At 65.0% G+C, this 24748-nt stretch carries 25 protein-coding genes; 13 read left to right on the forward strand and 12 right to left on the reverse strand.

The genetic code is table 11. The features are described from left to right. Positions 1–12: 12 nt before the first annotated feature. The 8 genes from obgE (at position 13) to lptG (ending at position 9537) form a co-directional block, all read left to right on the forward strand. Positions 13–1059, forward strand: coding sequence for a GTPase ObgE (gene obgE, locus U1763_RS12250; RefSeq protein WP_056055836.1), 1047 nt, complete (start codon positions 13–15; stop codon positions 1057–1059). A gap of 151 nt (positions 1060–1210) precedes the next feature. Further along, the gene (proB, locus tag U1763_RS12255; RefSeq protein WP_332755798.1) at positions 1211–2308 is read left to right on the forward strand and encodes a glutamate 5-kinase; all 1098 of its coding nucleotides are present in this window, start codon (positions 1211–1213) and stop codon (positions 2306–2308) included. A 91-nt stretch (positions 2309–2399) separates the two neighbouring features. After that, positions 2400–3299 (forward strand): NAD-dependent epimerase/dehydratase family protein, encoded by a 900-nt coding sequence (locus U1763_RS12260; RefSeq protein WP_332755437.1) that lies wholly within the window; start codon positions 2400–2402, stop codon positions 3297–3299. 58 nt (positions 3300–3357) lie between these two features. Beyond that, a complete protein-coding gene (locus U1763_RS12265) occupies positions 3358–3603 on the forward strand; it encodes an acyl carrier protein (protein ID WP_133020934.1) in 246 nt (81 codons plus the stop codon). A 126-nt stretch (positions 3604–3729) separates the two neighbouring features. Beyond that, positions 3730–4992, forward strand: coding sequence for a serine palmitoyltransferase (gene spt / locus U1763_RS12270; protein WP_332755438.1), 1263 nt, complete (start codon positions 3730–3732; stop codon positions 4990–4992). Positions 4993–5195: 203 nt separating this feature from the next. Next, positions 5196–7148: an ATP-binding protein gene (locus U1763_RS12275; RefSeq protein WP_332755439.1), complete on the forward strand. Its 1953-nt coding sequence runs from the start codon at positions 5196–5198 to the stop codon at positions 7146–7148. Between the two features lie 89 nt (positions 7149–7237). Beyond that, positions 7238–8443 carry an LPS export ABC transporter permease LptF gene (gene lptF, locus U1763_RS12280; protein ID WP_207894149.1) on the forward strand — a complete coding sequence of 402 codons (1206 nt, stop codon included), beginning with the start codon at positions 7238–7240 and terminating at the stop codon, positions 8441–8443. Next, complete coding sequence (gene lptG, locus U1763_RS12285) at positions 8440–9537, forward strand: LPS export ABC transporter permease LptG (protein WP_132738088.1); 1098 nt, start codon at positions 8440–8442, stop codon at positions 9535–9537. The genes lptF and lptG overlap by 4 nt, the downstream gene beginning before the upstream one ends. 75 nt (positions 9538–9612) lie before the next feature. On the opposite strand, the gene U1763_RS12290 is transcribed toward lptG, so the two are convergent. Further along, positions 9613–10713 carry a fatty acid desaturase family protein gene (locus U1763_RS12290; RefSeq protein ID WP_443026920.1) on the reverse strand — a complete coding sequence of 367 codons (1101 nt, stop codon included), beginning with the start codon at positions 10711–10713 and terminating at the stop codon, positions 9613–9615. Positions 10714–10874: 161 nt separating this feature from the next. On the opposite strand from U1763_RS12290, the gene U1763_RS12295 reads away from it, so the two are divergent. Further along, positions 10875–12026 (forward strand): GNAT family N-acetyltransferase, encoded by a 1152-nt coding sequence (locus U1763_RS12295; protein WP_332755440.1) that lies wholly within the window; start codon positions 10875–10877, stop codon positions 12024–12026. A gap of 48 nt (positions 12027–12074) precedes the next feature. Here the strand turns inward: U1763_RS12295 and U1763_RS12300 are convergent, their stop codons facing one another. From U1763_RS12300 to U1763_RS12330, 7 genes are all read right to left on the reverse strand, one after another. Further along, positions 12075–12401 (reverse strand): hypothetical protein, encoded by a 327-nt coding sequence (locus U1763_RS12300; RefSeq protein ID WP_332755441.1) that lies wholly within the window; start codon positions 12399–12401, stop codon positions 12075–12077. Continuing rightward, entirely contained in the window at positions 12402–13196 is a 795-nt protein-coding gene (locus U1763_RS12305) for a transporter (protein WP_332755442.1), read from the reverse strand. Beyond that, positions 13193–13963 (reverse strand): exodeoxyribonuclease III, encoded by a 771-nt coding sequence (xth, locus tag U1763_RS12310; RefSeq protein WP_332755443.1) that lies wholly within the window; start codon positions 13961–13963, stop codon positions 13193–13195. Before xth ends, U1763_RS12305 begins: the two co-directional genes overlap by 4 nt. Positions 13964–13970: 7 nt before the next feature. Beyond that, complete coding sequence (gene erpA / locus U1763_RS12315; protein WP_056057508.1) at positions 13971–14309, reverse strand: iron-sulfur cluster insertion protein ErpA; 339 nt, start codon at positions 14307–14309, stop codon at positions 13971–13973. 353 nt (positions 14310–14662) lie between these two features. Continuing rightward, positions 14663–15415, reverse strand: coding sequence for a M23 family metallopeptidase (locus tag U1763_RS12320; RefSeq protein WP_332755444.1), 753 nt, complete (start codon positions 15413–15415; stop codon positions 14663–14665). Positions 15416–15701: 286 nt separating this feature from the next. Beyond that, positions 15702–16154: a peroxiredoxin gene (locus U1763_RS12325; protein WP_332755445.1), complete on the reverse strand. Its 453-nt coding sequence runs from the start codon at positions 16152–16154 to the stop codon at positions 15702–15704. Beyond that, the gene (locus U1763_RS12330) at positions 16147–18756 is read right to left on the reverse strand and encodes a bifunctional [glutamine synthetase] adenylyltransferase/[glutamine synthetase]-adenylyl-L-tyrosine phosphorylase (RefSeq protein ID WP_443026921.1); all 2610 of its coding nucleotides are present in this window, start codon (positions 18754–18756) and stop codon (positions 16147–16149) included. Before U1763_RS12330 ends, U1763_RS12325 begins: the two co-directional genes overlap by 8 nt. 143 nt (positions 18757–18899) lie before the next feature. Here U1763_RS12330 and U1763_RS12335 point away from each other — a divergent pair, with 143 nt between their 5' ends. After that, a complete protein-coding gene (locus U1763_RS12335) occupies positions 18900–19091 on the forward strand; it encodes a hypothetical protein (RefSeq protein ID WP_332755447.1) in 192 nt (63 codons plus the stop codon). Between the two features lie 178 nt (positions 19092–19269). Here the strand turns inward: U1763_RS12335 and U1763_RS12340 are convergent, their stop codons facing one another. The 3 genes from U1763_RS12340 to U1763_RS12350 form a co-directional block, all read right to left on the reverse strand. Beyond that, positions 19270–19923 (reverse strand): sigma-70 family RNA polymerase sigma factor, encoded by a 654-nt coding sequence (locus U1763_RS12340; RefSeq protein WP_132896205.1) that lies wholly within the window; start codon positions 19921–19923, stop codon positions 19270–19272. Positions 19924–20051: 128 nt separating this feature from the next. Beyond that, the gene (locus tag U1763_RS12345; RefSeq protein ID WP_332755448.1) at positions 20052–20189 is read right to left on the reverse strand and encodes a hypothetical protein; all 138 of its coding nucleotides are present in this window, start codon (positions 20187–20189) and stop codon (positions 20052–20054) included. A 133-nt stretch (positions 20190–20322) separates the two neighbouring features. After that, a complete protein-coding gene (locus U1763_RS12350; protein WP_132738061.1) occupies positions 20323–21126 on the reverse strand; it encodes a response regulator in 804 nt (267 codons plus the stop codon). Positions 21127–21373: 247 nt separating this feature from the next. On the opposite strand from U1763_RS12350, the gene U1763_RS12355 reads away from it, so the two are divergent. The 3 genes from U1763_RS12355 (at position 21374) to U1763_RS12365 (ending at position 23688) form a co-directional block, all read left to right on the forward strand. Continuing rightward, positions 21374–21577: a NepR family anti-sigma factor gene (locus tag U1763_RS12355; RefSeq protein ID WP_332755449.1), complete on the forward strand. Its 204-nt coding sequence runs from the start codon at positions 21374–21376 to the stop codon at positions 21575–21577. A gap of 119 nt (positions 21578–21696) precedes the next feature. Then, positions 21697–23226: a sensor histidine kinase gene (locus U1763_RS12360; protein ID WP_332755800.1), complete on the forward strand. Its 1530-nt coding sequence runs from the start codon at positions 21697–21699 to the stop codon at positions 23224–23226. Positions 23227–23553: 327 nt separating this feature from the next. Then, positions 23554–23688, forward strand: coding sequence for an entericidin A/B family lipoprotein (locus U1763_RS12365; RefSeq protein ID WP_132738056.1), 135 nt, complete (start codon positions 23554–23556; stop codon positions 23686–23688). Between the two features lie 77 nt (positions 23689–23765). Here the strand turns inward: U1763_RS12365 and tatC are convergent, their stop codons facing one another. Continuing rightward, positions 23766–24548, reverse strand: a complete 783-nt coding sequence (tatC, locus tag U1763_RS12370) for a twin-arginine translocase subunit TatC (protein ID WP_132738053.1) — start codon at positions 24546–24548, stop codon at positions 23766–23768. Between the last annotated feature and the right edge of the window lie 200 nt (positions 24549–24748).

The following is a 24748-nucleotide window of genomic DNA, read 5'->3' on the forward strand; positions in this document are numbered from 1 at the left end:
TATGGGGCGGCGATGCATTTTCTAGACCAAGCCAAGATCTACGTACGTTCGGGTGAGGGCGGCCCCGGTGCCGTCAGTTTCCGCCGCGAGAAATATATCGAATATGGCGGCCCCGACGGCGGCAATGGCGGCAAGGGCGGCGACATCGTGTTCGAATGCATCGCCGGCCTGAACACGCTGATCGACTTCCGCTACACGCAGCATTTCCGCGCGCCCCGCGGCTCGGGCGGATCGGGCTCGAACCGCACCGGCGCGGGCGGCAAGGACCTTGTAATCCGCGTTCCGCTCGGCACGCAGGTGCTGTCGGAGGACAAGGAAGAGGTGCTGATCGACTTCACCGAGGTCGGCCAGCGCGAAGTGCTGTTCCGTGGTGGCGACGGCGGGCGCGGCAATGCGAGCTACAAGACGTCGACCAACCGCACTCCGCGCCAGCACGGCACCGGCTGGCCGTTCGGCGAGGCGTGGGTCTGGCTGCGGCTGAAGCTGCTTGCCGATGCGGGCCTCGTTGGCTTGCCGAATGCGGGCAAGTCGACCTTCATCAACCAGGTGACGAATGCGCAGGCCAAGGTCGGTGAATACGCCTTCACGACCACGCGCCCGCAGCTGGGCGTGGTGCGACACAAGCAGCGCGAGTTCGTGGTCGCGGATATTCCAGGGCTGATCCAGGGCGCGGCCGAGGGTGCGGGGATCGGCGACCGATTCCTCGGGCATATCGAGCGGTGCCGAGTGCTGCTGCATCTGGTCGATGCGAACGACCGTGACGTGGCCGAATCGTACCGGATCGTGCGCGACGAGCTGGAGAATTACGGCGAGGGGCTCACCGACAAGAAGGTGATCGTTGCGCTGAACAAGATCGACATGCTCGATCCGGAGCTGATCGCGGCGCTGTCGGCGGAACTGGCGGAAGCCAGTGGTGCCGAGGTGATGGCGATTTCGGGCGCGAGTGGCGCGGGGATCGAGGCTGTGCTGGACCAGCTGATCGAGGCGATCGGGCCAGCTCCGGGCGCGGCGAAGGAACTGGAAGAAGGCGAAGTGCCGGTCGCATGGTCGCCGCTTTAGGTGTCGTCTTAGCCCTCTCCCCTGCGGGGAAAGGGTTGGTTCCAGATTTCTCCCCTCCCGCTTGCGGGAGGGGTCGGGGGAGGGCTTTCTTGCCGACAGGTCACGCCCGCCCCTCCCCTAAACCCTCCCGCAAGCGGGAGGGGAATGCGTGATGTTTCCACCGTCGTCTTGCGCGCGGCTGATCGTGAAGATCGGGTCGGCGTTGCTGGTCGATCCTAATGGGAGCGTTCGGCGGGAGTGGCTGACCGGCTTAGTCGCTGACATTGCCGCCCGGACTAGCGAAGGCCAGCAGGTTGCCATCGTTTCGTCTGGCGCGATCGCGCTCGGCGCTCGGCGTCTAGGTCTCCCCAAGGGCGGCCGGGCAAGTCTCGAGGACGCACAGGCCGCCGCCGCCACCGGCCAGATCGCGCTCAGTCAGGTCTGGGCTGAACTCCTCGCAGCGCAAAATCTCAACGCGGCGCAGATCCTTGTCACGCTGGATGATCTCGAAGACCGCCGCCGCTATCTCAACGCCGCCGCGACGCTCAACCGGCTGCTGTCGCTGAAGGTCGTACCGGTCATCAACGAGAACGACAGCGTCGCGACCGAGGAAATCCGGTTCGGCGACAATGACCGCCTTGCTGCCCGCGTCGCGCAGGCCGCCGGCGCGCAGGGCGTGATCCTGCTGTCCGACGTCGACGGGCTCTACACCGCCAACCCGCATACCGATCCGTCCGCGACTCATATCGCCAGCGTGCCGCGGATCGATGCGGTGGCGGGGATGGCGGACGACGGGTCGGGCTCGGGCATGGGATCGGGTGGCATGGCCTCGAAGATCGCCGCGGCACGGATCGCGACCGGAGCAGGCATTCCGCTGGTGATAGCGTCGGGGCGGATCGAGCATCCGCTGTCGACCCCTGCCCGTCATACGATCTTTACGGCTGAGCGGACGGCGTCTGCACGGAAGGCCTGGCTTGCGGGGGGGCTTACCGCGAAGGGTGCGATCCATGTCGATGCGGGGGCTGCGTCTGCGCTCGGCCAGGGTCGGAGTCTGCTCGCCACGGGCGCGACTCGAATCGATGGCGGCTTCATGCGCGGCGATCTGGTCACGATCGAAGGACCAAACGGGACGGTCGCGCGGGGACTTGCAGAATATGATGCGGCCGACACCGCGCGTCTGCTTGGTCGCCATAGCGACGATCATGCGGCGATCCTTGGGTATGCTCCAAGATCCGCGCTTGTGCACCGCAATCATCTGGCGCTCGTATGATCGGCCAAGCATTGTTCACCCGCGAAGGCGGGTGCCCAGTCTGGGCACCCGCCTTCGCGGGTGAACAAGCTTCTGTCTGGGGAATGGGCTCATGATTCTCGCCATCACGGGCGGCACCGGGTTCGTCGGCAGCCACCTGATCGACCACGCGCTGGAGACCGGGCACACCGTCCGTGCGCTCGCGCGGAAGCCGCAGGCCAAGCGCATCGGCGTGACCTGGATCGAAGGCGCACTCGATCGCCCCAAGAGCCTCGCGACCTTGGTCGAAGGCGCGGACGTGGTCATCCACGTCGCCGGTGTCGTTAACGCCCCCGACCGGGCAAGCTTCGGCAAGGGTAACGTCGCCGGCACCGAAGGCATTCTCCAGGCGACGCGGGCAGCCGGCATCCGCCGCTTCGTCCACGTCTCCTCGCTTGCCGCGCGCGAGCCGACGCTGTCGAACTATGGCTGGTCGAAGGCCGAGGCAGAGACGCGCGTGCAGACGTCGGGGCTGGACTGGACGATCGTCCGCCCGCCCGCGATCTTCGGCCCGCGCGACCACGAGCTACTCGACGTCTTCAAGGCGGCACGGTCGGGTTACGTGCCGATGCCCCCGGCCGGCACGCGCGTCTCGCTGCTGTACGTCGAGGACCTGACCGCGCTGCTCCTCGCGCTCGCCGAGAGTGCCGATGCGTTGTCGATCATGGAGCCCGACGACGGGGTGCCGAACGGCTGGGACAACCGCGACTTCGCGCGCGCGATCGGCGTGGCCGTGGGCAAGCCGGTCAAGGTCTTCTCGACACCGCGCGCGCTCCTGAAACTGGCGTCCGCCGCCGACCGGCTCGTTCGCCGTCGCAAGGCCAAGTTGACGCGCGACCGGGTCAGTTATTTTTGCCACCCCGACTGGGTCTCTCACAAGCCGCCGCCGGCCGCGCTGTGGACGCCGTCCGTCCCGACCCCGCAGGCACTCGCGCAAACCGCGGCGTGGTATCGCGCCGCCGGGCTGCTATAGCGCCGAAAAGCCGCCGCAATTTCCTGTCAGGGATCGCTGCGACACCGAAGGGATTATCATGAGCGACCGCCAGCAGATCTACGACACCGTCACCGCGCAGATCGAGCCGTTCAACAAGAAGAACGCCCCGCTCACCGATGCGACGACGTTCCAGGGCGACCTGGAGTGGGACAGCCTGACCGTGATGGATTTCGTCGCCGCGATCGAGGACGAATTCGACATCATCATCACGATGAACATGCAAGCCGAGATCGAGACGGTCGGCCAGCTGGTCGATGCGGTCGCTAAATTGAAGGCCGCCTAACACTACCCTCCCTCGTTCGCCCTGAGCGAAGTCGAAGGGTGGCCCCGTGAGGCGAGGCTTCGACTTCGCTCAGCCCGAACGGGGTGGGGGGAAAAGACGACACATTCCAACCTCATGGAATCTAACATGACCGAAGCCGCCACCACCGCCCACGCCCTCCCCGTCGATGCTCCGGAGGTCGCCACCGAACGCGACCTCATGTCGAAATTCGACGCGCTGATCGCCGAACGCGAGGCGCTGATCGCCAGTGGCGTGCGCAATCCGTTCGCGATCGTCATGGACGAGGTGAAGGGCCCAACGCAGGCGGTGATCCGCGGCAAGGATACGATCCTGCTCGGCACATACAACTACATGGGCATGACGTTCGACCCCGACGTCATCCAGGCGGGCAAGGACGCGCTCGACGCGTTCGGGTCGGGCACCAACGGCAGCCGGATGCTCAACGGCACGTTCCACGATCATATCGACGTCGAACAGGCACTCCGCGAATTCTACGACATGACCGGCGCGATCGTGTTCTCGACCGGGTACATGGCCAATCTCGGGATCATCTCGACGCTCGCCGGCAAGGGCGAATACGTCATCCTCGACGCCGACAGCCACGCCTCGATCTACGACGGCTGCAAGCAGGGCAATGCCGAGATCGTCCGCTTTCGCCACAACGACGTGAGCGATCTCGACAAGCGGCTCGGCCGCCTGCCGAAGGAGGCCGGCAAGCTGGTGGTGCTCGAAGGCGTCTATTCGATGCTCGGCGACATCGCCCCGCTGAAGGAAATGGTCGCGGTCGCCAAGAAGCATGGCTGCATGGTGCTGGTCGACGAGGCGCATTCGATGGGCTTTTTCGGCCCCAACGGGCGCGGCGTGTACGAGGAGATGGGGCTGACCGACGACGTCGATTTCGTCGTCGGGACGTTCTCGAAGTCGGTTGGCACGGTCGGCGGATTCGTCGTGTCGAACCATCCGAAGTTCGAAATGGTGCGGTTCGCCTGCCGCCCGTACATCTTCACCGCCTCGTTGCCGCCCTCGGTGGTCGCGACCGCCGCGACCTCGATCCGCAAGCTGATGACCGCGCACGACAAGCGCGCACAGCTCTGGAAGAACGCGCGCCGTCTGCATGGCGGGCTGAAGGCGATGGGGTTCAAGCTCGGTACCGAGACGTCCGACTCGGCGATCATCGCGGTGATCCTGACCGACCAGCAACAGGCGATCGCGATCTGGCAGTCGCTGCTCGAGGGCGGGCTGTACGTGAACATGGCGCGTCCTCCGGCGACTCCCGCGGGGACGTTCCTGCTGCGCTGCTCGCTGTGCGCGGAGCATACCGACGAGCAGATCACGACGATCCTGGGGATGTTCGAGGCGGCTGGGCGCGCCGTAGGTGTGATCGGCTGATCCTTGATCCTCCCCTCTAAGGGGAAGTGGCTGGCTCTTGCCAGACGGAGGGGTGTCGGCCTGTCGATAGCGCGATACCCCTCCGTCAGCCTGCCGCTGCCACCTCCCCTTGCAGGTGAGGATAAAGACGGGAGGATGATACCATCTGTAACCGCTCGCGAAATCATTGCGCGGGGGCAACGACGCGTTAGGATGGCCTGGTGATGCGAAGCGAGGCCCAGACCGCGGCCCTGGGGGGCGGAGCGACCTGGCGGATCATCATGCTTGTCGTGATGGGACTGCTCGGCGCCGCCGTGCTAATCGCGCTCATCGTGACGCTCGGCAATGCCAATCGCCAGCGCGACCGCGCGTTGGAACTGCAAGCTCACAGCTACGACGTGATGATCCTGGCCCGCACGCTGTCGGGCACGATTGCTCAGTCGGAGGCGTCGCTTGGCCGCTACGTGATCAGCGGCGACAAGCAGCTCGGCCAATTGTATTTCGACGAATGGCTGCTGGCCGGTACGCAGATCGATCGTCTCGACCGGATCACCAACGACAATCCCGAGCAGCAACCGCGAGTCGACCGGCTCCGCACGGCCTATGATTCGCGCGGCCGGGAATTGTCGCTGACTGCGCTCAACACGAGTTACGGCAAGAACGGCCAGGCGCTCGCGCGCTATTACCAGGCGCGGAAATCGCCGACCCTCGCCGAGATCAACACGACTCTCGACACGCTCATTGCCCGCGAACGCGCGCTGTTGGACGATCGGACCGCAACCGCGATGGGCTCAGTCGAGCGCTCCAGCTGGGTCGCGGGGGTGCTCGCGGTGTTCGGCGTGCTGATCGTGCTGGGCGCGATCCTGCTGGGCTGGTTCACGATCCGCGCGGTTGGCGATCGCGCGGTCGCGCAGGCCGACGCCGAACTGGAGCGCGAGCGTGCCAACGAGCTGACCGCCGCAGTCGCCACCGCCACCGCCGAATTGCGCGTGCAGGAAGCCAAGTTACGCCAGATCCAGAAGATGGAAGCCGTCGGCCAGCTCACCGGCGGGATCGCGCACGACTTCAACAATATGCTGGCGGTGGTGCTGGGCGGCCTGGAGCTTGCCCGGCGCAGCGTCGCCGCCGATCCTTTGGCTGCGCGTCGGCACATCGACAGCGCCACCGAAGGCGCGAACCGCGCGGCGGCGCTAACCCGCCGGCTGCTCGCCTTCAGCCGCGAGGATTCGCTGAAGGCCGAGACGATCGACGCCGCCGCGCTGGTCGCCGGGATGTCGGACCTGCTCGATCGCACCCTGGGCGACGCGATCATGATCATCGTCCGTGACGATGCGGCCGGCGGCTGCGTCCGCGCCGACCGCGTCCAGTTGGAGAACGCCGTCCTCAACCTCGCGGTCAACGCGCGCGACGCGATGAACGGACGCGGCATGTTGACGGTCGCGACCGGCACGACAACCCTGGCAGCCGAGCAAGTCGGGCGGTGCGCGGCAGGCGATTATGTGACGATCACCGTCCGCGATGACGGTTGCGGAATGGCGCCAGACGTCGCCGAACGCGTATTCGAGCCGTTCTTCACAACCAAGGAAGTCGGCAAGGGCACGGGACTCGGGCTCAGCCAGATCTTCGCGCTGGTCCAGCAACTGCACGGTGAAGTCGGCATCGTCTCTGCACCGGGCGAGGGAACGACCGTCACGCTCTATCTCCCCCGCGCCGCCGCTTTGGGCACGCTCCCTTTGCCGACCGTTCCGATGATAGTGGCGGATCCAATCGCGCCGAAGATGCCGGAGACGCTGCATATCCTGGTGGTGGAGGACGATCCGCGCGTGCTGGCGGCGACGACCGGCGCGCTGGAAGAGATCGGCCATCATCCGATTGGCTGCGACGATCCGCTCGCCGCCCCTGCCCTGCTGGCGGCAAACCCGGCTATCAGGCTGATCATCTCCGACGTGCTGATGCCGCGCCAGACCGGCCCGGAGATGATCGCCGCACTCTCCCCGCTTTATCCGCATATCGCAGTGCTGTTCGTCACTGGCTTTGCGGGCGAGGTGAACGTCGCGCAGTTCGGGGGGCACGAGGTGTTGCGCAAGCCGTTTACACTCAATGGCCTGGAACGCGCGGTCGTCACCGCAATGACGGCAGATCGCCGGGCCGCAGCCGATCGTATCGCCGCGGAATGATCGTTCACTGACGTGTTGCGATTGAGGATGACGCCCCGCCCCGCCGCCCCTATACCCGCGCGACCCAGCATACCGAGCCCAACCCGCGCATGAAATCCATCGACCGCTACATGGCCCGGCTGATCGCGGTGCCGCTGTTCTCGACGCTGCTGATCGCCGTCATGCTGTTCGTACTCGATCGCATGCTCGGGCTGTTCAATTTCGTCGCGACGCAAGGCGGGCCGATCAGCGTCGTGTGGCGGATGCTCGCCAACCTACTGCCCGAATATCTGGGGCTTGGCATCCCGATCGGGCTGATGCTGGGCATCCTGCTCGCGTTCCGGCGGCTGTCGACCTCGTCAGAGCTGGACGTGCTACGCGGCGTCGGCATGAGCTACAACCGGCTGCTGCGCGTGCCGTATATGTACACGATCGCGCTGGCGCTGCTGAACCTCGCGATCGTCGGCTATGTCCAGCCGATCGCCCGCTATTATTACGAGGGCCTGCGGTTCGAGCTGCGCACGGGTGCGCTCGGCGCATCGATCAAAGTCGGCGAGTTCACCAATCTCGGCCAGCGGATGACGCTGCGGATCGAGGAGAGCAAGGACAAGGGCCGCGAGCTGTCTGGCATTTTCGTCCATGCATCGACTCAGACTGGCGACTGGCTGGGCGTCACCGCGGAGAAGGGCAAGTTCCTGGCGACCGACGATCCCAACGTCATCATCTTCCGCCTCGCCAACGGCACGCTCGTCCACGACAAGCCCGAGTTCAAGACGCCGCGCGTGCTGACCTTCACCAGCCACGATCTGCCGATCAACCTGCCCAAGTTCGAGAGCTTCCGCAGCCGCGGCGGTCGCAATCTCGAATATACGCTGCCCGAACTGGCCAAACAGGGCCAGCGCGGTGCGACGCTGGAGCAGCGTGACGGCAGCCGGTCGGAATTCCACTTCCGCCTCGCCGAAGTCGCGACGATGTTCCTGTTGCCGCTGCTCGCGCTCGCGCTTGGCGTGCCGCCGAAGCGATCGTCGTCCGCGCTCGGCGTGTTCCTGTCGATCGTGATGATCGTCACCTATCACAAGGTGAACCAGTATGCCGCGGACGTCGGCGAGCTTGGCCGGATCGACCCGATCATCGCGCTGTGGGTGCCGTTCACGATCTTCGCCGGGCTGATCCTGTGGATGTATTACACCATCGCCTATGTGCCGGGTGGCCAACCGATCGGCGCGCTCGAACGCGTGTTCTCGAAGACGTTCAAGGCAATCACCAAGCGCATTCCGGGCTTCCGGCCCAAGTCGCAGACGAGCAAGACCGCATGAAAACCGTCAGCTTCTTCCCGTCGCGCACGGTCGCGATCTACATGGGGCGGATGTTCCTGGTGCGGACGTTCGCCGTACTCGCGGCGTTGGTGCTGGTGCTCCAGGCGCTCGACCTCCTGAGCGAGTCGGGCGATATCCTTGCCTATCCCGGCAATGGCGATGCGCAGGTCTGGCAATATGTCGCGCTGCGCGTGCCGCAGATCGTGTCGCGGTTCCTGCCCTTCTCGGTGCTACTGGGCACGATCCTGACGCTGATCACGATGAACCAGAACAGCGAGATCGTCGCGCTGAAGGGTTCGGGCCTGTCCGCGCATCAGGTGCTCGCGCCGCTATTGGTGGCGAGCCTCGGTGTCGCGGTGATCAGCTTCGCGTTCAACGACCGGGTCGTGGCGCGTTCGACCGCGACGCTGAACCAGTGGCAGAAGGTGAATTACGGCAAGCTGCCGATCGATCGCGGCGACCGCGCCAACGTGTGGGTCCGCGATGGCGACGACTTGATCGAGGTCAATCAGATCCGAGGGCGCGGCGATGCGACACGGCTGGGTGGGATCACGCTGTACGATCGTACCGGTGGCAACCTCGTCGCGATCCTGCGTGCCGATCACGGCAAGCGCGCCGGTGGTGGCTGGCTGGTCGAACCTGCGACGCGGTTCGATGTGGCGCGCGGTACCGTCACCAACCTCGGCTCTATCGTGATCGCGAAGGACGTACGGCCCGATCAGTTCACGCTGGCGAGCGTCGATGCGGATGGGCTGTCGTTCGGCGCGTTGAAGGCGGCGATCGGCGACCTGTCCGATGCGGGGCGGCCGACCAAGGCGCTCGAAGGGTCGTTGTGGCACAAGCTTTCGGGACCGCTGTCGTCGGTGCTGATGCCGTTGCTGGGGGCGGTCGCGGCGTTCGGCATCGCGCGGTCGGGCAAGCTGTTCGTGCGCGCGGTGATCGGGATGGGCCTGGGGTTTGCGTTCTTCGTCGCAGATAATTTCGCGTTGGCGATGGGCAATCTCGGCGCCTATCCACCGTTTTTGGCGGCGTGGGCGCCGTTCCTGCTGTTCTTCCTTATCGGGGAAGCTGTGCTGATACGGTCCGAGGAATAAACCGAAGACCTTGTTCCCCCGCGAAGGCGGGAGCCCAGTCTGGACCCCCGCCTTCGCGGGGGAACACACTTTCTCCTAGCGCCTAACCATCGTGCTGCGGGCGATCTTGCTCACCAGCCCCGGCAATCCCGGATAGCTCGCCTTGTGATACGGCGACATCGCATCCAGCTCCGCCGAAATACGCCGATGTGCCTCACCGAGCGCGTGATAGGGCAGTCCTGGCAGCAGGTGATGCAGCGCGTGATAGCGCAGACCCACCGGCGCCCACAGCGCGGGCAGCAACGCCGGCGGCGGCACGTTGACCGTGTCGAGATACTGCGCGGTCACCGTCATTGGCTCGCCGTCATTCTCCCACAGATGCGCCACCAAGGTGCGGACCTGATTGAGCACCGCGAACGCCGAGGCTACGCCCAGGATCGTCAGGAACGCGCGCAACGGCAGCACGCCCGTCACCGTGATCGCGATCAGCGTGATAGCCCACAGGCTCGCTGCGATCTCGAGGCGGTTCCAATAGGCCTTGGCCTCGTCTTCCGGCGCGCGACGGCGGAACTGCGGGTTGATCGCCAGCGCGGAATAGCGCTCGACCACTATCGTCCGCAGCTTCGGCGAGAGCAGCGACAGCGGCGACAGGATCGCGAACCGGACGATCAGCGCGATCGGCGCCAGTGCCGACACGACGATGAACAGCGGCAACGTCCAGGGCTTCATCAGCGCGAGCGGCAGATACTCGGGATCCTCGACCGTGCCGTAGCGCGTCTTGGCGTGGTGGAGGTTGTGCACGCCCTCGTACATGAACGACGGCGTCATCATCGGCACGCCGACGAGGATATTCCAACCCAGCCTGAAGTTCGGCACCGACGCATGCTTCATGTGGCTGACTTCGTGGATGAAGCTCAGCCCGCGATACAAGCCGAGCACGGATGCGACCGCGGCGATCACCGCGACCGCCATAGAATCGCTCGTCGCTGCCACGAACAGCGCGCTATAGCCCAGCACCATCGACGCGATCAGGTCGCCCCAATATACCGCCGGTCGCGGCTTCACGAGGTCGCGCGTCAGGTCGGCGGCGGCACGCAGCATCGCCTTGTCGTCTGCAACGCGAACGACGCCGATCGGCGGAACGGGAGCGGCCTTGCCGCGGGCGAGGCTGAGCGATGTGTCCATGGGCATATCCATTGCCCGAAGATAATGGCTGCAGCGTGGCATTTACAGGTTGTCGGCCCACCCGCCTGCGGAGGAAACGCAATCACCGTGACAGTAGCGGCCGATAACGCATGTACTCGCCTTTGTCGGCATCGCTGGCTAGACACGCTCGACTGCGCTTTCGGGAACGACACATGGCCAAGCTTACGATCCGTCCGGTCGAGACGAAGAAAGACCGGAAGATCTTCATCGACCTGCCGTTTCGCCTCTACGCGGACGATCCCAACTGGGTGCCGCCGCTGAAGTCCGAGGCGCTGGGGCTGATCACGCCTGAGAAGAATGGCTGGTTCAGCCATGCCAAGGCGCAATTGTTCCTCGCCGAGGAAGACGGCCGCGTGGTCGGGCGGATTTCCGCGCACATCGATACGCTCGCGCTGACGATGCCGCCCGAGCAGGGCTTCGGTCCCGGCGTCGGCCATTGGGGCCTAATGGAGGCGGAGCGGCAGGACATCTTCCAGGCGCTGCTCGCGCGCGCCGAAGCGTGGCTGCGCGAACAGGGCATGACGCGCGCGATGGGGCCGATCAGCATGTCGATCTGGGAGGAGCCGGGCCTGCTGATCGACGGTTACGATCATCCGCCGACGATCATGATGGGCCATGCCAAGCGCGAATATCGCGGCTGGATCGAATGGGCGCAATATCGCCCGATCAAGCAGCTGATGACCTATGAGGTCGACGTCACGAAGCAGTTCCCGCCGATCGTCCAGCGCATCATCAAGTCGGGCGAGAAGAACGCGCGGATCACCGTTCGCAACGTCGACAAGACCAAGTTCGAGGAGGAGGCGGCGATCATCCTCGCGATCCTCAACGATGCGTGGAAGGACAATTGGGGGTTCGTGCCGCTCACCCCGCCCGAGATCAAGGACGTCGGCGTGAAGCTGAAGCCGATCGTCTTCAACGACCTGATCCGCATCGCCGAACTGGATGGCAGGCCGGTCGCGTTCATGATCACGCTCCCCGACCTGAACGAGGCGATCAAGCCGCTGAACGGCAGCCTGCTCCCGTTCGGCTGGGCCAAACTCTTGTGGTGGTTGCGCAAACCCAAGGTGCGGACGGTACGCGTGCCGCTGATGGGGGTGGTGAAGGAACTGCAGGCGTCGCGGATGGCGAGCCAGCTGGCCTTCATGATGATCGAGTATATCCGCCGTGCGTCGGTCGCGAATTATGGTGCGAGCCGGGCCGAGATCGGCTGGATCCTCGACGACAACCAGGGGATGCGCTCGATCGCCGAGACGATCGAGAGCCGGGTGAACAAGGTGTATCAGGTGTACGAACGGACGCTGTAGGGGGCGGCCCCTCACCTTCCGTCATCCTGACGGAAGGGGGTGTACGCGCTACTCCCGCTCCCCCCTGCCGAACGGCATCTTCAGCGTTACCGCGCCCCCCTGCCCGACCGCACCGGGCAGTTCGCTGCGAATCGCGTGGACGTTGCCCTTGCCGCCCCCGGGCAGGCGGAACGACAGCGGATCGAAGGGCGGTGGCTGGACCGGCTGGGGAAGCTTGGCGAGCCGCTGGTCGGTCGGTCGCGCGCAGACGACGATCTCACCGTAGGGATCGGTCTGTACCGGACACGGCATCGTCGCTCGCGCGACGCGCTTGCGCAGTTCCGGCGGAAGCGGCGGCCCGGCTACCGCTTGGAGCAGGAACAGGCCGGCCAACATCTAGAACCGCCGCGATATTCCGGCATACACCCGCGTATCCGGGGTGTCGTCGTTGAGCCCCGCCGCACCGAGGATGTCGAACTGGAGATCGTCGTTCGCCATCCACGCCAGCGACAGCGCGGCGAGCGCCTGCGTCGCATGCTGGTCGGGATCGTTGTCGCGCAACGCCTGCACTTCGCCGGTGAGCGTGAAGTCCTTCGCGACCTTGAACGCCAGGCCGGCGGTCGAGCTGTACGCCAGATGCCGGCCGTTGCCGTCCTGATCGACCGCCGCATCGATCTCCGGTGTCAGATCGAGCGAGACCGTGTCCGACAGTTCGTAGGTCAGCGGCACGAGAAACCCCGCACCCCAGTCGCCTGCACCGATCGAAGACCGTCCGACCGGCAGCGTCACGAACGGCAGCACCGACACCGACACTCCCGAGCCATCCGGATTGAGCAGGTTCGCCTTCATTCCGAGCGACACGTCGCCGACCCCGTTGACCGTATCGACGCCCGTCGAGTCGCGTTTTCGGTCATGCCCGAACGGCGCCCAGCCGATCCGCGCCTCGATCGTATCGCTCACGCCGACGCGGACCAGCGTGTCGCCGAACAGGATGTTGTCCTCGCGCGAACCGGGCTGATCGTCGCGCGTCCAGTCTGCGATTGACGTCTCGACCGAAATCTTGCCCGGCGCGATCGTGCAGGCGGGCGTGTCGAGCCCGGGCCGCTCAGGGCAATATTCGCGGTCCTGCGCGCTGGCGCTGGTCGCGTACAGTGCCGCGAACGACAGCAGGGCGACCGATAGCGCCTTCATCGCAACCGGACCCAGGTCGGTGCATGGTCGCTCGCCTTTTCGCGACCGCGATAGGCCTTGTCGACGCCGGCATCGATCATCCGATCGGCGGCCTGCGGGCTGAGCAGCAGGTGATCGATGCGGAACCCGGCATCGCGCTGCCACGCGCCGGCCTGGTAATCCCAGAACGTCCAGACGCCGCCCTTGGGGAATTGCGTGCGAAGCGCGTCGGTCCAGCCCTGCGCGACGAGCGCGCGGTAATGCTCGCGGCTTTCGGGCTGCATCAGCGCATCGTCCTGCATCGCGCGGACCGAGTAGGTGTCGTCGTCATTGGCGATGACGTTGTAATCGCCTGCGAGGATCGCTGGCTTTTCTTCAGCCAGGATTACGCGTGCGCGGTCGGCGAGGCGGTCCATCCAGCGGAGTTTGTAGTCGAATTTGGGCCCCGGTTGCGGGTTGCCGTTGGGGAGATACAACGCAGCGACGATCAAGCCATCGATTTCCGCTTCGATATAGCGGCTGTGGTCGTCCTCGGGTTCGCCGTTGAGGCCGCGCTGGCGGACCACCGGCGTGCCGCTTTTCGCGAGGATCGCGACGCCGTTCCAGGCCTTCTGGCCGTGCCACACCGCGCCGTAGCCGACCGCTTCGATATCGGCGATCGGGAAAGTGTCGTCGCTCGACTTGAGCTCCTGAAGGCAGACGATGTCGGGCTGCGCTTCGACGAGATACTCGATCAGCCGCGGCAACCGCGCCTTGATGCCGTTTACGTTGTACGTGACGATTTTCATGAGGCGATCAGACCGAGAAGCTGGAGCCGCAGCCGCAACCCGAGGCGGCGTTGGGGTTCTCGACCTTGAACGCGGCGCCGGCGAGCGACTCGACGTAATCGACCGCGCAGCCGCGGACGAGATCGATGCTGACGCTGTCGACGACGAGCTTCACGCCGTCATGCTCGGCGATTACGTCGTCGGACTCGACCGAGTCGGCGAACCCAAACTTGTACTGGAACCCGGAACAGCCGCCGCCGTCGACCGAAAGTCGCAGGATCGCCGGCTTCCCCTGCTTGACGGCGATCGCCGCGACGCGCGCTGCTGCGGAGGGGGTGAGGATGATGTCTTGAACCAGCGTTGCCATGTCTGGGAGATAGGGGGTCGAGTAACTTGCGGCAACCTCGGGGTTTGCGGGGGTGTGGGCCTGCACCTCGCCCGTGAAACTGCGGCCTCGCCTGGGGGGACCGCCCTCTTCCTGTAGGACCGCCGCCGTCCGTGGAACCGTCACCGCTGCCTCACCCGTCACCGCTGCCTCGCCCGTCATCCCAGCGAAAGCTGGGATCTCATGCTGATGGTCCGTCCTTGGGGAGGGAGATCCCAGCTTTCGCTGAGATGACGGGAGTGCTGGACGGTAGTCCGTCCCCGTGAGTCGAGGTCCCGGCTTTCGCCGGGATGACGGGGTGTGCCCTACTATTGGCGCCTACGCCTGCGTCGGCATTAGTCCTGTGCGGCGGGGCCGCCCGTCGAAACGGGGATCGCGTTGACCGAGCGGTCCTGGGCGGCGAGCAGGTAATCAGCGGTGGTCAGGAACGGGATCGGGTTGACCGCGTGGCCGTCGATACGGACTTCATAGTGAAGATGCGGGCCGGTCGAGCGGCCGGTCGAGCCCATCAGCGCAATCAGCTGCCCGCGGGTGACGCGGGCGTTGTCGGCGACGAGGATCTTGGAAAGGTGACCATAGCGAGTCGCGATGCCCTTCCCGTGGCTGATCTCGACCATGTTGCCATAGCCGCCCTGGCGACCCGCGTGCGCGATGATGCCGTCGGCGGTAGCGTAGATCGGCGTGCCGACCGGGCCGGGAATGTCGACGCCGGCATGCATCGCCGCGGTGCCGCGGAACGGATCCGAGCGGATCCCGAAATTGCTGGTGAAGGACAGCGAGTGGACCGGCTGGACCGACGGGATCGCGATTACGCCCTGCTGGGTCGCGTCGAGCTTCTTCCATGTCTGGAACAGCGTGCGGAACTGCGCGTCGGCACGGAGATCGGCGTTGGCTTCCTCGGTGTTGGCGGCGATCATCGGACCGCCGGTGGCTGCAATGTGGTGCAGCTTAGCGCCGTTGGTCGACGTGGCGACCTGCGCCTGGGCGGCGACGCCGAAGCCGGATAGCGCGATCATTGCGGCGGCACCGGCAACCCGGCGGAAAACGGATGATGTGGCGGTCACGGACGCGGTTTTGAAGCGCGTCACGATGGCTGCTGCGGTAAATTCGACCATTGGTCCCCGACACAAAAATGCAGGGCCGTTCGCGTGAAAGCGCACGGCACCGAAACTCTGTCCTGACTCGCAGCCCCTCCGCGCCCCAGACAATGCGAGTTAGGCCAAATACGGCCGTTCCGGGCAAGGGCGCGCGAGCGTTCTAGCGGCGGGGCGGCAGGTTGATGCGGCGAGTTGATGCGGATCAGGGCACCAAAGCGGGAACGATGCCGCAAGGCGCCGGAATATCTGCGAATCCCGGGGCCTTACGGAGACGTCTTCAGAGCGCCTTTGCAGCGGCCAGCACGGCGTCGGCATGGCCCGGAACGCGGACCTTGTGCCACACCTTGGCGAGCGTGCCGTCGGCGCCGAACAGGAACGTCGCGCGCTCGATCCCCATGTACTTCTTGCCGTACATCGCCTTCTCGACCCAGACGCCGAACGCCTCGCAGGCGACGCCGCCGACATCGCTGGCGAGTTGCACGGTAAGCGCATGCTTGGCGGTGAATTTCGCGTGCGAGGCGGGCGTGTCCTTCGAGATGCCGACGACCTTTACGCCAGCAGTCTGGAACGCGTCGGCGAGCGCGGAAAAGTCCTTCGCCTCGGTGGTGCAGCCCGAGGTGTCGTCCTTCGGGTAGAAATACACCACAAGCGGCGTGCCGAGGCTCGCCAGCGACACGGCTGTGTTGTCAATCGTGACCGTCACGTCGGGGATCTTTGACCCTTCATCCATCTTGGTGTCCCGTTACCTGTGCCCAGAATTGGCGAACCTCCTGCCGCGTCGATTCGAGCGTGGCAACCACCGCCGGCCAGTCCGCGACGCCAATCGCGCGCGCGATCAGTTCTTCCGTCGCGTGACCCGGCGGCGCAGCATCCGGCGCGACTAGGCGCAGCGTGACCAGCAGCCGGGTCAGCACGTCATGTGCCGCACGCAACGTCGGCGGGGCGAGGCCTTTAGTCGTAAGCCGATCGATCGCGGTGCCCAGATTGGGATCGAACCCGGCGCGGTTGACCAGCTGGACGACGTGCACCGCGAACTCCAGGTCGACGAGACCGCCGGGGAGAAGCTTGGCATCGAGCGGCCCATTGGGTGGCTTGTGCGCTGCCATGTCCGCGCGCATCGACCGCGCCTCGGCGACCACGTCGCGAGTCGGGCGATCACCTTCGAGGACGCCGCGGACGATCTCCGCGACCGCGGCGCGCGCGTCCAGCGAGCCGAACACGGGGCGGGCCCGGGTGAGAGCCATATGCTCCCACGTCCACGCATCCTCGCGCTGGTAGCGGGCGAAGCTGTCGAGCGTGACGACCAGCGGCCCCTGCCCGCCCGATGGCCGCAGCCGCGTGTCGATCTGGTAGAGCGGGCCGGCGGCGGTCGCGACCGATAGCGCCGCGGTCACGCGCTGGGCGAGCCGATTGTAATACAGCGTTGCACCAAGCGGTTTCGGCCCGTCGGACTCCGCGGTGAAGTCGCCCGTGAACAGATAGATCAGGTCGAGATCGGACGCGTGCGTAAGCATCGCGCCGCCCATCCGCCCGAGCGCGAGGATGACGAGCTCGCCGCCCGGCACCGCCCCATGCGCCTTGGCGAACTCCTCGATCGTCGCGCGCGCCAGCACGCCGATCGCTGCCTCCGCCACCCGCGCATAGCCCGCGGCGACATGCAGCGGATCGGACGCGCCCGCGACGATCTGCGCCCCGAGCGCAAAGCGCAATTCGCCGACCACCCGGCGGACATGATCAAGCCGCGCCTGGTAATCGCCCCCGGCATCGCCTGCGCGCATCGCCGCCTCCAGCGCAGCGATATCGCCGACCGGCTCGAACGCGGTGGCGTCGATCAGGCCGTCGAGCAGGTTCGGTCGTCGCCCAAGATCGTCGGCGAGAGTCGGCGCATGGCTGAGGATCGCGGCGAGTAACGTCGCCAGCCCCGGCCGCGCTTCCAGCAGACGAAAGATGTTGATCGCGCTCGGCAGGCGTTCGAGCAGTGCATCGAGCCGGAGCAATGCCGCCTGCGGCACCGGTGCGGTCGCAAACGCAGTGACGAGGGTCGGCAACACCGCCTCCAGCGCCTCGCGCGCGGCCAGACTGCGCAGCGCCGGATAGGCCCCGCCACGCCACGCCTCGATCCGACGGCGCGCAGACTCGGGCTCGTCGAACCCGGCAGCGGCGAGATCAGCCTCCAGCGTCACCGAGTCATGCGAGAAGGCGGGGCGCACGGTGTCGTCGAGCGCATCGTAGATCCGCCCGGTCGCCGCCACCCGCGGTGCGAGCAGCTCCAATAGCGCACCTGCATCCTCCAGCCCGTGCAGTTTGGCGACCCGGTCGAGCGCCTCGTCGGTCGGCAGCGCGTGCGTCTGGCGATCGTCGATCATCTGCACGCGATGCTCGATCGTCCGGAGCAACGTGTAACCATCGATCAGCGCCTGCGACTCGTCGGTACCGATCCAGCCCGCTTCGGCAAGCCGCGCGAGCGCATCGCGAGTCGCGGGCGCACGGACGCTCCGATCGCGCCCGCCATGGATCAGCTGGTGGATCTGCGCGAAGAACTCCGCCTCGCGTATCCCGCCCCGCCCGCGCTTCAGATCGTAGCCGGGACCGAACGCCTGCCCCTGCGAATGATGATCGCGGATCCGCGCCGAGATCCCGCGAATTTCGCCGATCGCCCCGAAATCGAGCGCGCGGCGCCAGACGAACGGCCGGATCGCGTCGAGAAACCCCTGCCCCAGAGCAATGTCGCCGGCCGCAGCCCGCGCGCGAATGAACGCGGCGCGCTCCCACGGCAGCGCCTGCGCCTCGTAATAGCCGATCGCCGCCTCGACCGGCAGGACGATCGGTGTGATCTCGGGCGAGGGCCTCAACCGCAGGTCGACGCGCAGGACATAGCCGTCGCCGTCACGCGCCTGAAGCAGCTCGACGACGCGCTTGCCGATCCGCACCGCCGCCTGCTCGGGCTCCTCGCGCGGTTTCCGTGGCAGCGTCGCGGGGTCGAACAGCAGGATCGGATCGATGTCCGACGAATAATTGAGCTCGCCGCTACCCTGCTTGCCGAGCGCGATCGCGGTAAAGCCGAGCGGCTCTGCGCCGGGCGTCCGCTCCTCGATCGCGGCACGGATCGCGGTATCGAGTGCATAGTCGGCGAAGCGGGTCAGCGCCCCTGTCACCGCGGTGAGGTCGAGCACACCCGCCAGATCACCGACGGCGACGTTGAGCGCCATCGCGCGCCGTTCGAGCCTCAACCGTTTTGCGACCGGCATATCGGACTCGGCGCTCGACAAACCCAGATCAAGACGTCCCGCCGCGAACGATCGCGCGATGACCGGCTCACGGTCGAGGATCATCGATAGAAAAGGCGACCACAGGCGGGCGCGATCAACCGCGTTATCTAACTTATGTTCAGTAATCGGCATGACCACCCCGCAATACTCAATAATTAAAAGTATCGCTTGACAAACGAAAGCAACCAATTTCGCGATCGCACGTTGTGCGCGGTATGATGTATTCTTCTCTCACGATCAAACGCGAAACGGATGGCCAACAGATTGTGCGGCGCCCCCGCGTCACCGACGCGGTCGGCGACGTGCTGCGCAACGCCTTTGGTGAACAGGATGGCTTGCCCGCAGATATGGCGCGACTTTTGCGCCACCTGGATGAAACGGGCCAGAGCTTCCACTGATCGGGAAGCCACCCGGGCAGCACCAGCTTAGCCAGGCCATGATTTGGGCACGCCTGTTCGAAGCGGTCCAGCGTCGCCGACCCATTTCGGCGTCCACGGCACCGCGTAACTTTCAGACAGTGAACTGCGGCACCGACCATCCCGGAAAATGTCCGGGGTGAGCGCTATACATCGCCGTTTATCGACCGCGACTCAGATGTTCGACGTCACCCATGATCGAATCGAGCGCCGTCTTGCTGGTGTCCGTCTCATGATCGCGGCGTGATGGCAGCGAGCCGTCGGTCAGGATCGTCTCCAACGCGACGCGACCGCGCGCGACGCGGCTCTTGATCGTGCCGACCGCGACGTTGCAGATTTCGGCGGCCTCTTCGTATGCGAAGCCACCCGCACCGACGAGAATCAGCGCCTCACGCTGCGGCTGCGGAAGATGCATCAGCGCACGCTGCATGTCGCCGAGTTCGACGTGACGATCTTGGCTAGCAGGCGCGGCGAGAATGCGGTCTGCTACCAGATCGTCCCACTCGCCCTTGAAGCGCGCGCGACGCATCTGCGACAGATACAGGTTGCGCAGGATGATGAAGGTCCAGGCGCGCATGTTGGTGCCAGCCTGGAACCGCAGACGCGCCGCCCAAGCCTTGAGCAGCGTCTCCTGAACCAGATCGTCCGCGAGATCGCGGCTTCCGGATAGCGAGCGCCCGAACGCACGCAGATGAGGGATCACCTGCGCAAGCTGAACCTTGAACTCGGCGTCGGACAAAGAGACATGCTCCACCGGCGCGACGACTTCGTCGATATCGTCCTCATCGTCGGTATGTGGAGCAGGCTGAACCATGAAAATCCTGTCAGTATCGATCGTTAGCTTACGAGCGCGTCATCGGACGTGCTGCTTCAAGCGTAGCAGGTTGCAGGCAAACATAGGCGTTCACACCGGCAATGCCAGCCATGTACGCCTAACTTATGTCAGCGAATAACGAGGAAGCCAAATATCGCTATGATGAGCACCAGGGATATGACGAGGATATACCGGGTCATATGCGGGGTGGAGCCTGCGCGGGCATCTTCGGTGGCAATATGAATGGGTTCGTTCGGATCAGCCATGTCGAGTAAACCCCCGAAAACCGTTTTGGGTCCGCAACCATTTACGGAAGCGAACCCAAGATGCATCGACACGTACACGCGATCAAGCGGTTGGAAAAAACTGACCGCTACTACCGCATTTCAGCAGCTGATCTTACGCGACAGGAACGGTTGCCTGATCGAAGAACAGCGCCTGGCTGATCGCCGCCTTCACCGTGGAGCGCTGGAACGGCTTGGTGATCAGGAACGTCGGCTCGGGACGCTCGCCGGTCAGCAGACGCTCGGGGAATGCGGTAATGAAGATCACCGGAACCTCGAACTCGGCAAGGATATCCTTGACGGCGTCGATGCCCGAACTGTCGTCGGCAAGCTGGATGTCGGCCAGCACGAGGCCTGGCCGCGTTTCCATCGCCAGCGCGACCGCTTCGTCGCGGGTGACGGCAACACCCGTTACATCGTGGCCCAGATCCCGAACGATCGTCTCGATATCCATCGCGATGATCGGTTCGTCCTCGATGATGAGGACCTTGGCCCGCGTCTGGCTCTCGATCTCGGAAAGCGCCTCGGCGACGAGATCGTCGACTTCGCTCGAATCGACCTCGATCAAATAGGCCGCGTCCTCTGGCGTGAAGCCTTCCATCGCGGTCAGCAGCAGGGCCTGACGCGACAGTGGCGTCATACGAGCGAGACGCGCACGCGCCACCGCCTCATGACCGCCGCCGTCCGATACCGTTTCATCGGCAACCTCGTCGAAGTTGGCCGAATTCCAGATCACCTGGAACATCCGATACAGGCCCAGGCGGGGATCGACGTCCCGCGGAAACTCTTCGGGTGCGGCGACGATCGCCTCGAGCGTAGCGCGCACATATTTGTCGCCGTGCATCTGACTGCCGGTCAGGGCCCGGCCGTAGCGCCGCAAAAAGGGAAGGTGCGGTGCGAGTTGCTGTCCAAGCGACATGGGTAACGAATACTCCCTGATCCTACGCGGCCCCTCATGTGTCGGGTGCCTCGTATCATTGCAATGGCGATAGCCGAAAAAGCATCCTTTGATCCAAAAGGCACATAGGGCTGGACCAGAGGTTCGATTTTCGCTTGAACAGGGAACTAACGAGACAGTGTTTGGTTTCACCTCCATCGTAGGCGACTCCGCAACCCGCTCGACATCCGTCGTGGCGGGTTTGCATATCGCCCTTTTGTGACATGGTATGCCAGATGATCAGGTTCGCGTCGTGCAGGGGGAAGTTTTGAGTTTGGGCCACGACACGCAGAATTCAGTGCCTGCTACCACCTCCACAAAGGGGCCGGACAAGGATCAGCAAATGGGGTCGGCCCTTCGTTCGGTTTATCAGAAAACCGTCGATGAGGCGATCCCGGAGGATCTGCTGGACCTTCTCGGCAAGCTAGACTGAGCGCGGGCCGCATGGCCTCGCCGCAAAATTCCATCCCAGTTCAGCCCGCCGTAACCGCCATTGCCACCGAGCATGACGACCAGACCGACGGCCGACGCGAAACCCGGCTGATTTCGGCGATGGGGCGGCTGCCCACGGGCGCCAAGCTGTTTCTGATCCTCAGCGCGGCATTGTTGCCGTTGGCGCTCATAGCCGTTTTCGCAACCTTCCAGACGACTCGCCTGGCCGATACCGAGGCGCGGGCGCGCCTGCGCGTGACCGCGAACGAAAGCGCGCGGGCGATCGCGATCGAGTTGGTCGGCGACATGACCGCGTTGCGGGTCGCGGTGAACGCTCTCGGTAACGATCCCGCCGACGCGCCGAGTTGCGCGCGTGCCCAAGGCGTGTTCGCCCAGCAATCCTCCGCCGGCACACGGTTCGTCATCACCGACCGCGCCGGCACCGTATTATGCGGCACGCCGATCCCGATGCCGGCGGCGCTCCGCCAGACCGATATGCCGATCACGGCGGATATCATCCCCAACCGCGGGCTGGTGCTGGCGATCTCCGGGCCCGGTGGCGATACGTTCGCACGCGCTTATTTCCCGCAGCCGTTCCTCCAGAAGATCGGCCGCCCGTCCAGCCGCGCACTCACCTTCAGCAGCGCGCTGGTGCTCGACGAAGATGCCTTGACGCTCGAGACCATCCCGGACGAACGCCCGCTCGATCGCATGGAGACGATGCGGACCGATCTGGGCGTTGCCGGGATCGCCTTGCGCACCAGCATCCGAAGTGCGCCGGTCACCTCGTCGCTGGTCGTGGCGATGCTGCTTCCATTGCTAATGTGGCTCGCAGCAGCAAGCATCGCATGGTTCGTCGTCGACCGTCTGTTGATCCGACCACTCCGCCGCCTGCGGGGTGCAGTCGCCGCGTTTACACCGGGTGAGACGCTCGATCTCGGCGAGGTCCGGACATTGCCGGCACAGGAAATCCGCGAACTCGGCGACACCTTCCAGGCGATCAGCCAGACTGTGGCCCTGCACGAAGCCGGGCTCGCGGAGGGGCTCGTCCGCCAGACCAAATTGACGCGCGAAGTGCATCACCGGGTCAAGAACAACCTGCAGGTCATTTCCAGTCTCATCAATTTCCATGCGCGTAGCGCGCCGAGCGAGGATGCGACGGTCGCCTATGCGTCGATCCAGCGCCGTGTCGATGCGCTCGCCGTGGTCCACCGTAATCATTTCGCCGAACTCGAAGAGAATCGCGGCCTGAACCTGCGGACGATGATCGGCGAACTGTCGGCGAACATTCGTGCGACTGCGTCCGAACGATCGCATGGATTGGGGATCACGCTCGATATCGATCCATACCTGGTCAATCAGGACGTCGCCGTGGCGATCGCGTTCCTGGCGACCGAAACGATCGAGCTGGCGATATCGTGTGATCCCGCCGCGCAGATCCGGATCGTCGTCAAGCCTGCCGACGCCCCCGAACGCGCGCTGTTGCGTGTTGTCTCGCGCGCCCTCGTGGAGAGCGATGCATTCCGCGAGGCGGTGGTGCGCTATGGCCGCGTCATGGAAGGCCTGTCGCGGCAGTTGCGCTCGCCCTTGCACCACGACCCGCTGGTCGGCGCCTACGAGATCGCGTTCACGGTCAAGGGACGCGACTGATCGGCAGCAAGTCGCCTACGGTTAATACTTGTTAGCCCTAGTTTTTTTTCGGATAATCGTCGCGCGACGGGAACATCTTGGGGCGGTCGCCGTTCAACATTTCGGACAGCGACTTTATGCCCCCCCGCTCTCGCTGTCCAAGTCATAGGCCCGGATGCATCACCCTCCCCCCCCCCGGTGATGCATCCGGGCCTTTATCGTTCGGTGCGCGATGCCCGTGCGCAAGCCGCTGAATCCGCGCAAATAGTGCCCGGTCGATCGGAACGAACCGCGATCCCGAACATTTCACCCCCGGTGGCATTCGTGCCTTTTCTAGGAGGAAGTTTCATGCGTAAGTTGGTTGGATTGGTTGTCGTCGCAGGCGCGCTCATGGTTTCGGCATGCAACACCGTTGAGGGTGCAGGCAAGGACGTGGCATCGGCGGGCAAGACCGTCGCGAAGACCGCAGACAGCGCCAAGTAAGCCTCGCGCTTTTGATACGGAACGGGGTCCGGTGCACATGCACCGGACCCCGTTTTCGTATCGGTCTTTGGTAGCCTTCAGCTTTCGACGATATCGGTGGACTCGCCCTCGACCGCCTTGGCCTTTGCCCGGCTACGCTCGGTGAACCAGATGCCGATCAACGCGAGTTCGTACAGAATGACCAGCGGGATCGCCAGCAACAGCTGCGACCCGATATCCGGCGGCGTCAGCACCGCTGCGATCGCGAAGGCCGCAACGATCGCGTAGCGCCGCGCACCGATCAGTTGCTTACGCGTGACGATCCCCGCCCGCTCCAGCAGCATCAGCAGCACTGGCAGCAGGAACGAGATCCCGAAGCCGAACAGGAATTGCATCGTGAACGAGAGGTAGTTGCCGATCGCCGGCAGCGCCTCGCGGTGAATCCCGCCGACCATCCCGTCGAACCCGAGCAGGAAGTGCAACGCCATCGGAATCGCGATGTAATAGGCCATCGCCGCGCCAGTCAGGAACAGCACCGGAGTCGCGAGGATGAACGGCAGGAGCGCACGCTTCTCCTTCTTGTACAGGCCCGGCGCGACGAACTGCCAGAGCTGGTTCGCGATCACCGGGAACGACAGCATCATCGCCGCGAAGAACGCCACCTTGATCTGGACGAAGAATGCCTCGAAGATCTCGGTATAGATCACCTTGTTCTGCCCCGCCGCGAGCAGGGGGTGGACCAGGAAGCCGAAGATATCCTCGGCAAAATACATCGCGATCCCGAACGTCACGACCAGCGCGGCGATGCAGTACAGCAACCGCCGCCGCAGCTCGATCAGATGGTCGAGCAACGGCGCCCGGCTTGCGTCGATCTCGCTCATGCTATGCTTTCGGCGTTTGGGGAGGCGTTCACAACCATAACGCTCACGATGACGCTATGTCGGACTTGCCGGTCTTGTCGTCGGGATGGACCACGGTCGAAACCGGAGTATCCAGAGCATCCTTGTCACGATCCGCGTGCAGCCTACCGTCATGGTCGGTCGGAACCGCAGCCGTGCCGGACGAGGCGGCGGGGGACGAT

Origin of the sequence: Sphingomonas sorbitolis, from assembly GCF_036663875.1 — a bacterium.
GTDB lineage: Bacteria > Pseudomonadota > Alphaproteobacteria > Sphingomonadales > Sphingomonadaceae > Sphingomonas.